Source organism: Brevibacillus formosus (assembly GCF_003013405.1).
Taxonomy (GTDB): Bacteria; Bacillota; Bacilli; order Brevibacillales; family Brevibacillaceae; genus Brevibacillus; species Brevibacillus formosus.
In genome coordinates, this window is sequence record NZ_PXZL01000023.1 from 21,208 (window position 1) to 31,793 (window position 10,586).

General features: G+C 45.9%; 7 protein-coding genes. 4 read left to right on the forward strand and 3 right to left on the reverse strand.

The genetic code is table 11. The features are described from left to right. The first annotated feature begins 77 nt into the window (after positions 1 to 77). Complete coding sequence (locus C7R91_RS20170) at positions 78 to 1,670, forward strand: sensor domain-containing diguanylate cyclase (RefSeq protein ID WP_047069663.1); 1,593 nt, start codon at positions 78 to 80, stop codon at positions 1,668 to 1,670. 217 nt (positions 1,671 to 1,887) lie between these two features. After that, positions 1,888 to 4,209 carry a S9 family peptidase gene (locus C7R91_RS20175; RefSeq protein WP_047069662.1) on the forward strand — a complete coding sequence of 774 codons (2,322 nt, stop codon included), beginning with the start codon at positions 1,888 to 1,890 and terminating at the stop codon, positions 4,207 to 4,209. Between the two features lie 62 nt (positions 4,210 to 4,271). On the opposite strand, the gene C7R91_RS20180 is transcribed toward C7R91_RS20175, so the two are convergent. From C7R91_RS20180 to C7R91_RS20190, 3 genes are all read right to left on the reverse strand, one after another. Then, positions 4,272 to 4,598, reverse strand: coding sequence for a hypothetical protein (locus tag C7R91_RS20180; protein ID WP_047069661.1), 327 nt, complete (start codon positions 4,596 to 4,598; stop codon positions 4,272 to 4,274). An 8-nt stretch (positions 4,599 to 4,606) separates the two neighbouring features. Further along, the gene (locus C7R91_RS20185) at positions 4,607 to 5,023 is read right to left on the reverse strand and encodes a hypothetical protein (RefSeq protein WP_233220522.1); all 417 of its coding nucleotides are present in this window, start codon (positions 5,021 to 5,023) and stop codon (positions 4,607 to 4,609) included. Between the two features lie 304 nt (positions 5,024 to 5,327). Beyond that, positions 5,328 to 6,401: an RDD family protein gene (locus C7R91_RS20190; RefSeq protein ID WP_047069659.1), complete on the reverse strand. Its 1,074-nt coding sequence runs from the start codon at positions 6,399 to 6,401 to the stop codon at positions 5,328 to 5,330. Between the two features lie 137 nt (positions 6,402 to 6,538). On the opposite strand from C7R91_RS20190, the gene C7R91_RS20195 reads away from it, so the two are divergent. Then, positions 6,539 to 7,657, forward strand: a complete 1,119-nt coding sequence (locus C7R91_RS20195; protein WP_047069658.1) for a hypothetical protein — start codon at positions 6,539 to 6,541, stop codon at positions 7,655 to 7,657. A 239-nt stretch (positions 7,658 to 7,896) separates the two neighbouring features. Continuing rightward, positions 7,897 to 10,467: a winged helix-turn-helix domain-containing protein gene (locus C7R91_RS29910; RefSeq protein WP_047069657.1), complete on the forward strand. Its 2,571-nt coding sequence runs from the start codon at positions 7,897 to 7,899 to the stop codon at positions 10,465 to 10,467. The last annotated feature ends 119 nt before the right edge of the window (positions 10,468 to 10,586 follow it).

Consider the following 10,586-nt stretch of genomic DNA (forward strand, 5'->3'; position numbering starts at 1 on the left):
AATGAATATTATCAAGTGTTAGACTATTTTTTATTTATTGCATAATATTTATCATGCAAAATAAAAGGGGGCATCCAATGCCTGTCTTACAAAAAAGAGCAAACCGCCCGAAAAGGATTAGCCTGGTGACACTTTTAACAGGACTAGTCTCTCTATCCGTTATCCTGACTGGCACCATTCTCCTCATCTCATTCTATCAATCCAAAAAACAGGCACTGATTAACACGACTTTGACCTTAAATCACACGAGTGCAATCAAAATGAGTCATACCCTAGATGCTTTGATTAAATCCATGCGCAGTAGCTTACAGTATTCGGCGAGCATCTTTTCCAATCGGAACGAGATGAATGCGGATGAGGTATATTCCAAGCTTGAGTTGATCCGTCGTACAAACAACTATTTTAATTCGCTTACCGTGGTAGATGAAACCGGGCTTGTTCGAAGTGTGTCTCCCGGATCGATTGGTACAGTAGGAAGCTATGTTAAAACGAAAACGGGGAAAATGGCATTGGCTTTAAAAAAGCCGTACATTTCCAAACCTTACGTAACATCAAGTACGAAGCGACTCATTGTATTGATGAGCGAACCCATATTTGATAAAGACGGGATCTACCGGGGGGTTATTGGGGGAACGATTTATCTTCATGAAGATAACATTTTGAATACGATCTTTGGAAGTAATCCAACAGACGAACTAGGTTCCTCTTTTTACATCGTAGGATCTGATGGTCATTTGTTGTTCCACCGTGATACAAACCGGATCGGAGAGGATATCAGTGCCAATCCAGCCGTACGCCAGCTGATCCAAGGGAAAAGTGGCTATGAACAGATTGTCAACTTGAGGGGACAGACGGTATTAGCCGCGTACGTAAAGGTTCCAGCGAATGACTGGGGTGTCGTTGTCGTGTCACCTATCAGTGTTGTGCAAGAACAATTAAATCGTGATATTCAATCCGTTTTGTTGTATATGTTGCCTCCCTTTCTATTATTAATGCTAGTTGTGATCGGGCTTGCGCGCCAAGTAGCAAAGCCTTTCGTATCCCTGGCCAATCTTGTGAGTAAGGCCGGGAGAGAAGAGGTGGAACTCTTAGAGGGTAGCCAGCATTGGAATCGGGAGGCGGAGCTGTTATCCCGTGCTATTCGCTTCGCATTAAGTAATATTAAAAAGCAGACGGAGCAATTGGCACATGATGCTCGAACAGATCCTTTGACAGGGCTAACGAACCGAAGAACGCTCGAGGAAACCATGCAAAAATGGATGGCGGAGCAAATCCCCTTTTCTATGATTATGATGGATCTTGATCGATTTAAAGCCATTAATGACACATATGGCCATCAGGCTGGGGATGAAGTGTTGAGGCATTTTGCGAAAATCATTTCTTCCTCACTTAGGCCCGATGATATCAGCTGTCGCTTTGGCGGTGAGGAATTTGTTGTCCTCGTTTCTCATGCTGGTTTGGAGGAGGCCTATCAGGTGGCCGAACGAATACGTTGTGCCTTAGAAACAAGTATCAACCCAATCGGGCAACCGCTAACCGTGTCACAAGGCATTGCGCACTATCCTACTCATGCTGTTTCACCTGAAGATCTGCTGCATGCAGCTGACGAGGCCATGTACAAGGCGAAGAGAGCAGGTAGGAACCAAACTATGATAGCGGAAGCGGAGTAATCTATGTTAGGAGCTAAGAGGCGAGAGAAAGAGGCGAGAGATCGCCTCTTTCTTCTTGGAAAAAATTCGCGGGTCAGGTGCTAAAAAAGTAAATTTGGAGATATATTATCTCGCTGTTTACATATGCATGTAACAAATGGATAATTAAGGAAATTTTGTTATTCAAAAATGTGGAGCACATGATTCTTGTATCTCACTTTGAAAGAGGGGGATTGACATGGAGAATGTTGTCACATGGGAACAGTATGAGAGGGCACGACGCTTGCATCCCGCGAATTATTACGACGCAGTATTCAATGCTTTTGTCAGGCCGCGGTGGATTAGCGGGAGTCAGTTCTGGTACATCCGTGAAATACGTCTGGAAAAGGGTACTGGGAGGCAATATGTGATCGTGGATGCTGAACAGAATACAAGTCAGCCAGCATTCGATCACGAACGACTAGCTGTCTGTTTGTCAGGGAGTGTAGGCAAAAGGTATGATGCAGAAACATTGCCGCTTGGGGAACTTATGTTTACCGGGGGTGGATCGGCATTCCAGTTTGAGGTTGGCGGTACTGTTTGGAGCTGTGATTTACAGGAATACAACTGCAAGCCCTTACATCATTTTAAAAAGCCGTCGATAGATGAACTGCCGTCTCCAGATGGAAAATGGGTGGCGTTCGTATATGATCACAACTTGTATGTTCGATCACTCGAAACCGGAAGGCGTATCAGGCTAACCCATGACGGCAAGGCTTACTATGATTACGGAACCCAACCTGAATGTAGGCTCTCGACCGTGGCGGAGCGATTGAATGATCGTAAGCTTCCTCCAGTGGCGATTTGGTCACCCGATTCGAAGATGCTGCTGACCCATCGGCTTGACCAAAGAAAGGTGCGCGAAATGCATCTGATCCAATCAGTTCCTAAAGGGGAAGAAGTCAGACCGGTACTGCACTCGTACCGTTATCCACTGGTTGGCGATCAACACGTACCGTTGGCAGAGCTGGTCATCTGTGATCTGGAAAGGCGAACCACAGTCTGGATTGAAAGCGAGCCTTTACTGGCATGTCCTGTCTCACCCCTCACTCCGGGGATGCAAATGGCCGGATGGTCATCCGACAGTAAACAGATCTATATCGCCCGGATGTCCCGTGATGCCCGTTCTGTCGATTTTTCCGTAGCAGATGCTTGCTCCGGTGAGGTTTGCACGCTACTGCGCGAGCAAAGTGATACGTTTTTGAACCAAGATCTGCATAACCTCGGAGCATCGAATCCGAATATTCGATTAATGGCCGATGGTTCGTTCATCTGGCACTCAGAGCGTGATGGATGGAGCCACCTCTACTATTGCGATGGCAAAACGGGTGAGATTCGCAATCCGATCACATCGGGTCCCTGGACAGTACGCAGGCTGATGGCAGTGGACGAGCAGCAGGGATGGGTGTATATCACTGGAGGGGGGCTTGAGGAAGGGCGCGATCCTTATTATCAACACCTGTATCGCGTTCGCCTGGATGGAACCGGTTTGTCGTTGTTGACGCCAGAAGATGCTGAGCATAATGTTGTGTTTTCTCCCAATATGAAGTATTTCGTCGATACGTTTTCGCGCGTTGATTTGCCGCCTGTTTCTGTTCTCCGCTCAGTAGATGGCAGCCTGATTCGCGAATTGGAGTACGCTGATGTGGAAATGCTGCTCGAGATGGGGTACCAATTTCCAGAAAGGATTACTGTCAAAGCACGAGACGGTGTGACCGATCTTTATGGGGTGATGCTGCGTCCATTCCCGTTTGACCCTTCCAGCAAGTATCCGGTCATCGATTACATTTACGGGGGACCACAGATCATCAATACACCGAAAGCTTTCGCGCTCGATCCAGGCCGAAGCCATGACCCGCTGGGTGGTGGACAGTCATTGGCGCAGTTAGGGTTTATCGTATTGATCCTAGATGGAATGGGAACACCTTATCGTTCTAAAGCGTTCCATGACATCTCAAACGGAAAATTGGAGGAAGCAGGAGGTTTGATTGACCATGTGATTGCAATAAAGCAATTGGCAGAGCGCTACCCGTATGTGGATGTTGATCGGGTAGGCATTTGGGGATCGTCAGGGGGAGGCTACGCTTCGACAAGGGCCCTGCTTTCATATCCTGAGTTTTACAAGGCTGCTGTTTCCGCGTCTGGGAATCATGACCAACGGCTGTATATAGCAGCATGGGCAGAACGCTATCAAGGTTTGTATGATCCTGATTTATACAGGGATCAAGACAATGCCCGTCTGGCAGCCAATCTGGCAGGAAAACTCTTACTGGTGAGTGGCGATATGGATGATAATGTGCATCCTTCCCAAACGATTCGGATGGCGAATGCATTGATTAAAGCGGATAAAGATTTTGACATGTTGATTTTGCCCAACCGACATCACGGATTTTCTTTGGAACCGTACTTTATCCGCAGAAAATGGGATTATTTTGTACGGCACTTGATGAGAGCAGAACCTCCATGGGGGAATCAAACAGCCTATAAAAATGCCAGTGATAAAGAGCCGATAGAGAAGTAGCGCGAGAGGAATGAAAACGGAGAAATGCGAAGAGGAGCCCTAAGAAGAGCTCCTCTTTTCATCTACCAGCCTCTTTGAGGAGGGTTCTGGATTTGATTCGTTTCTTGATCGATGGTGCGGGCCATTTCTTTGATTTTAGCCAATCCATCATCAATTTGGCGCTTATTCGCTGCAATGCGATTCGCTAACGCAATTAATTGGGTAGATTGTGGTGGGTAGGGTGCATTTGCCAGTGTAAGCAGCTCTTGTTGAGCGCCGTCCAAGTTAATCGCTGCATTGGCTACCATATCCACTGCAAAGGAAATTTTGTCAGCAAGATGGTCAACCTTATTTGCCACATGATTCGTATGCTGATTGCCCCAACCGTTCGAATTGTTTATGTACGACATTCGATCACCTACTTTTGAACTTTGTCAGTGATGCTATCGATTTCTTTTACTTTTTGTGCAATTTTATCCGTATGTCCGTCGATGGCGTCTGTCAGCTTGTCAACGTCCTTCACGTTCTTTTGAACCTCTGCCAGGTTGTTCAACGTATTTTTCACTTTACCCGTAATACCATCTGCAATGGTACCAACAAGCACCTTGATGTGATCAGGAGCATTTTGACCAACCTGAGCAACGAGACTTTCGATCAGTGGCTGAATTTCACCCAGCGTTGTTTGTGCATTGATCAGCTCACGAGAGCAAGAATTCAATTCGTTGTCAATTTTATCGGAGTCGCGGTCAATTTCTGCCTGGATATCTTTAATATCTCCAAGCACCTTGTCGATTTGATTTCCGAGCTCGCGGACTGTTCCTTTCCCCATAAACATGTACATGCACCCCTCAAGAAATATTATTAGTAACTCTTAAGAAATAAGAGCGATACCCGTAGTGGTGGAGACAGAAAACCTAGTGGAATTCTATACTGAAAATTAACACTTGTCGGAAAAATCCCTCAGAAAAAATGGTTCCCTGTATTACTTTAACATTATATGAAAAGGAGGACTACCCTTCAATTATACATATAAACCACTTTTTTCAATCGTTATTTGGTCCTGTCTACAACTAGGAGTAGAGTCCCTACTTTTTCCATGGAAAAAGCCACCCGATGAAGGTGGCTTCTGTGTTCTGTCGCTATTTTACCTCGCGAAAACTTGCACTGACCTTTTGCAGTTCTTGCTTGAGGGACTCAAACCTTTTCTCTTCTGTCCAAGCCATGATTTGATGAAAATGGGTAGGCGTTTCGACCAATGTCACAATATAAGCGACCTTAATGCCGTCTATTTCGCCTTTAGCATTGAATTGGATGGCCACCTGGTTGTCGACTACAGTGCGAATCTGTTTATCGACGGATACATTCTCTACTGCATCTTGAAGGTTTGCTTCAATCGCTTGCGTATAATCTTGAAGCGTGAATGAACTGTCTAGATCCTCTTTCGATTCTGACAGTACCAATACATACTTTTCGCTAAAACGATTGGAGATTTCTATATCTGCTTCATCGTGAAGGGATGAATCCTTGCCCCAATCGGAAGGGGCTGTTATTTGAATCTTTTTATCCTTGCTATAGAAGGTTTCTTCGGTAGGCGTTCTTGATGCGATATCGATTATCCCAAAAATCATGCCGATGATGGATAAAACGGCTACGATGGAGAAGACAACAGCGAGTACGGTTGTTTGCTTTTTGCTGACGTTGTGCAGATCCTTCACTTTCACGACGTATGTATTCGCAGCCAGATCGCCTAACCGTTGTCTTTTGTCGGAAGCCAACACACTGATACCGGCTGGCAACCCGCCCAGAAGAAATACATTTGCTTCGAATAGACGAATGAGGGAACGGATAAATGATTTCCATAACCCCGGTGGCCGTCCTTCCGCATTGACAGCAATGATGCGGAAGGTAAATTTTCCGATCGTATATCCGGTAAGTCCTTCTAACAGTACATAATAAGAACATAGGATAATTGCGGCTAGGATGAAGAAATAGAGACCGTTGGCGTCTTTATCAATGGAAACCCCAAATGAGAGCAATCCGGTTAGAAAACAAGCGAGCAGAATATGATCAAGAACATGGGCTCCCCATCTCGTAAAAAAAATCGTCGCCCTGTCGTACGATTTCGATAAATCTCCCATGTTTTTTGGTGGCTCCTGCTGGGCAAGAGGAGAAAACTCTGCCGGTACTGTTGATGATGGTGGTTGTTGCTCCAATTTTGTGCACCTCCTGAAGAAATGTAAACATGTTACATTTAACCATTTTGAAAATTGTATTGTCAATTGTAGACGATTAGAATGGAAAAAGATGAGTAAGGCGCGGCTATCCCATTCAGGGGAGAGGAGAATACCATATGGAAATCCACCAAATACCCGAGCAATTGCCATTGATCAAACATTCCAAAGACCTTTGGAGCTCTTTTGCATACAGCAAATGTAAGGATGCATACGGTTATGACAAAAACGGGCTGAAAAGATACGCGCTGATCGTTCAGCTTCAATACGATCAGACTGTGACAGAAGCAGACAAGGAGCTCCTGTACTATTTGATGAGCCAAGAGATTGAGATGCATAAGTCCCATCCGTATCAGGGATTTTATGAATCGATGGACATCGTGGCTTATTTGTTGGCGAAGTGTAAGGATGTTACCCATATTCCACTGTTTGAGCGGGCAAAATTAAGCAATTTTGATACCTACTTTGGCTTTGACACCGAGTATATCGTGTCGGCGGGGATTGAAGAGGCGATCACGTATATCGAAGAGAACGATCTGTGTCGAGTCAGCTCTTTCTTTCAGGATAAGAAAGAGGAGCTGGAAACGATGTATACGGCTGAACATATGGAGCGATGGTTTCAATCCAAGGCTAGGAATTACCCTGCCAATATTGAGGACGAGTCCCTGATAACGTTAATGGACAGAGCAAGCGATTTCGGTAACATGGCAGAAGCCAGAAAAATACTGGAGAAGCTAGAGGAGCAGCTGGGCTCTGACAAAAAGAATTATTCTCTGCTGTATCATCAGGCAAAACAATTGGAAGAGTACGACAAGGCACTTCACTATCTCACGCAAGATCTCCCGGAACAGGAAGACTCGTTTGACAAAGTATTCCTTTGGTTAAAAATGGCCGAAATCCATTTGCTCAAGCAGGATTGGGTCCAGGCTTTTGCGAGCGTCAAGCAGTGCGAACCAGAGCTAAAACTCTTTTCTTCCTGGAGAAGTGCCGGTTTGGGCAGAAGCTTAAGCGAGACTTTGTTGGATATCTGCTTGAAGGCAAAAGATAGTAACGAGGTTTTGGCTAGAGAAGCGTACCTCTGGGCTGATCAGATGTTGAAATCGACAAACAACTACAGCAGTAATGTTTTGAGAAAGGCGCACCAGTGTGCCAAGGTGCTGCAACGCAAACAGGATAAAAGGCTGTACAGTAAAAAAGTCGCGATAGAAGCCAGACGAATCAACAGAATGGTTAGATGACTCAAAGTAAACCCGACATTTGAATGGTCGGGTTTTTCTCTGTTTGGATGCAACGTTCATAAAAAAAATACCCACGCAGGGACCACTTTGCTGTATCTTTAATCTGAGCATTATTTCCTATCTTTATATGAATTTTTTCCCCCGTTAGCCAACCTCATTGGGCTTCAGGTCATCGATAGCAAGGCTACTTTCCATGTTTCCTTCATGAATGTCACTTTACTTCTAGGCAGGAGATGCGTATGGATTTATTAACGTACAGTCCACTTATCGCAACCAAGCTTCATGTTCCGAAGTATGGTTCGGACTTGTTGCTTCGGCATCAAATATTGAAAGAAATCGATGACGCGGGCGCTGCAAGATTGATTCTCGTGTGTGCGCCAGCAGGTTTCGGCAAAACGACAGCAGTCAGTCAATGGACGCAAAATTCCGGCAAGCCGACCGGTTGGATTTCCCTGGATGAATCAGATAATGATCCCGTGCGCTTTTGGAGATATTTTGCCAGAGCAATTGATATGGCACAGGAAGGCTTGGGCAAAGAATCTTCCTCGGTGCTTCACCCACAGTACACGGCTTCTGCTGAGCAGTTGATGTCTGTGCTGCTCGAAGAAATTGCAGGGTTTGAACGTGATTTTTATCTCGTATTGGACGATTATCATCTCATAAAGGAGCCTTCTATTCATGAAGGACTTCAGACGCTGATCCAGCATGCTTCCTTCTATATGCATGTCGTCCTGATTACGCGGGAGGAGCCTCCTTTTGCCCTACACCGTCTACGCGTTCGGAAACAGTTGAAGCAACTGGGCTCAGACACTCTTCGGTTCAATGAGGAGGAGTGCCGGCGCTTATTTCGGGAGCAACTGGGTCTGAGTCTGTCAGAACAAGCCATTGGCTTGCTAAGCAAGCGAACGGAGGGATGGGTGGCCGGCTTGCAATTAGCAGCGTTGTCTATGCAAGGAAAGCCCGAAGCGTCTAAGGTCATACATCAATTTTCCGGTAACGACAAGTATGTCGGGGAATATTTGACGGAAGAAGTATTGAAACGACTTCCAGATAAGGTACAGATGTTTTTGCTGAAAACGTCCATACTGCCGCGTCTGACAGGCGATCTATGCGCAGCTGTTACCGGAGAGCCGGACGCTCACGACATCCTTCGCATGCTGGAGCGAACGAATTCATTTGTCATCGCGCTGGATGGCGTAAATGAGTGGTATCGTTATCACCATTTGTTCGCAGAACTTCTGCTTTCCCATGTAAGGAAAACATATAACGAACTGCTTCCTGCCCTACATATCTCTGCAAGCTGTTGGTTTGAAAGTCATGGGTGGATCATGGAGGCTACTGAGCATGCGTTTCTCGGAAAAGATTGGAACCGGGCGAGCCGTTTGATCGTCGCACATGCGCCGTGGATGTTGAAACAGTACGAAAATATTACGCTGCGCAGATGGATGAGGTACTTTGATAAGTCTTGGTTGGAAAGCAACCCCGAGCTGTGCATTGCTTTTGCCTGGCTGCATGCTGTGTCCAACGAAATTGATCAGGCGGAAATCCTCCTTCAATTGGCTGACGAAGCAACACGGATCAATCATGGGAGCTTTGACGACTGCCGTGTAGAAATATGTGTGCTTCGGGGATATATCGAAGTGATGCGGGGAAATGTAGACCTTTCCCTCAAATATATGGAAGAATCCGTTCACATGAAGCCAAAATTCAGCCGCTACTTCATCGTCGGCATTGAACTGAATTCGGATGAGCCATATGTCCTGCGAAGTCGTGTGGCCTTGAGCGGGTATTTGTCCAACGTGAATGATTACTATCCAAAACTGAGGGCGATTTGGAAGCACAGTGGTCTTGGCATATTGGCCTACGGTTCTATCGTTTTGGGCGAGCTTTATTATGAACAAAATGATTTTGAGCAGTTGAAATATTTCATACCGCGTGCAATTCAGTTAGGCACGATCTCTTTGAACTTCGGTGTATTGGTCCCGGTGTATCTGACTTTGGCTCGATGGAGAAAAGCAGAGCATCGTAGCCAGGAGATGTGGCTAGCCATGGAGGAGATTACTTCGCTATGCCGCCAGCACGATGCACCTCCCCATTGGATGTCTTTCGTAGAAACATTCCGCGTCCGATTGTGGATCGAAGAAAATCGGCGGGAAGAAATAGAAAAATGGGCCGAGCCTTACACCAAAATGAATGTAGATATTGTCGCTTCCCGGCATGAATTTGAGCGAATGACGTTGGCCCGGGTATACCTCTATTTAAAAAACGACAGTGCAGCCATCATGCTGCTAACCAGTCTAAAGCACGAAGCGGAAATAAAGGATCGGCTCGGGAGTCGGATTGAAGCCTTTCTTCTGCTCAGCCAAGCTTACATGATCCAAAAACAGCATCATGAAGCGATGGAGTGTATGCGCATGGCGGTGACGTTAGCCGCGCCAGAAGGCTATGTACGCACTTTTTTGGATGAAGGCCCTGGTGTTGCCAAAATGCTCTATTCACTCTATAAAAGCAAAAACGTGTCCAAGCAAGAGATGGCTTATCTTTCGATGCTGCTCAAAAGCGTAGAGAAGGAATTTCCTACGCTTGATATTCAAATCCGGGTATCGCCTTCCTTGGAAAAATTGACGGAAAGAGAGTCAGAAGTGCTGGCACTGATTGGTGAAGGGCTATCCAATTCCGAAATTGCGGACAAACTGCATCTCACACTGGGGACGGTAAAAGGGCATGTGCATCAAATTTTTAGCAAGCTCCAGGTGAAAAATCGCGCACAAGCAATCGTCAGATTAAGAGAAAGTGAGATCGACCATTAGAATCCCCCGCCTATACAGGGCCACTGAAAACATGCAAAGCGAGCCTCTAGAGTCGATTCTAAGGCTTGTTTTGCATGTTTTAGTGGCCTAAGCCATTTGTTTTCTTTGTATATCCATCT

Excerpts from the sequence above, each read along its gene's own strand:
- C7R91_RS20175 (WP_047069662.1), top strand. The coding sequence starts at position 1,888 with ATGGAGAATGTTGTCACATGGGAACAGTATGAGAGGGCACGACGCTTG.
- C7R91_RS20170 (WP_047069663.1), top strand. The coding sequence starts at position 78 with ATGCCTGTCTTACAAAAAAGAGCAAACCGCCCGAAAAGGATTAGCCTG.
- C7R91_RS20195 (WP_047069658.1), top strand. The coding sequence starts at position 6,539 with ATGGAAATCCACCAAATACCCGAGCAATTGCCATTGATCAAACATTCC.
- C7R91_RS20180 (WP_047069661.1), bottom strand. The coding sequence starts at position 4,598 with ATGTCGTACATAAACAATTCGAACGGTTGGGGCAATCAGCATACGAAT.
- C7R91_RS20185 (WP_233220522.1), bottom strand. The coding sequence starts at position 5,023 with ATGTTTATGGGGAAAGGAACAGTCCGCGAGCTCGGAAATCAAATCGAC.
- C7R91_RS29910 (WP_047069657.1), top strand. The coding sequence starts at position 7,897 with ATGGATTTATTAACGTACAGTCCACTTATCGCAACCAAGCTTCATGTT.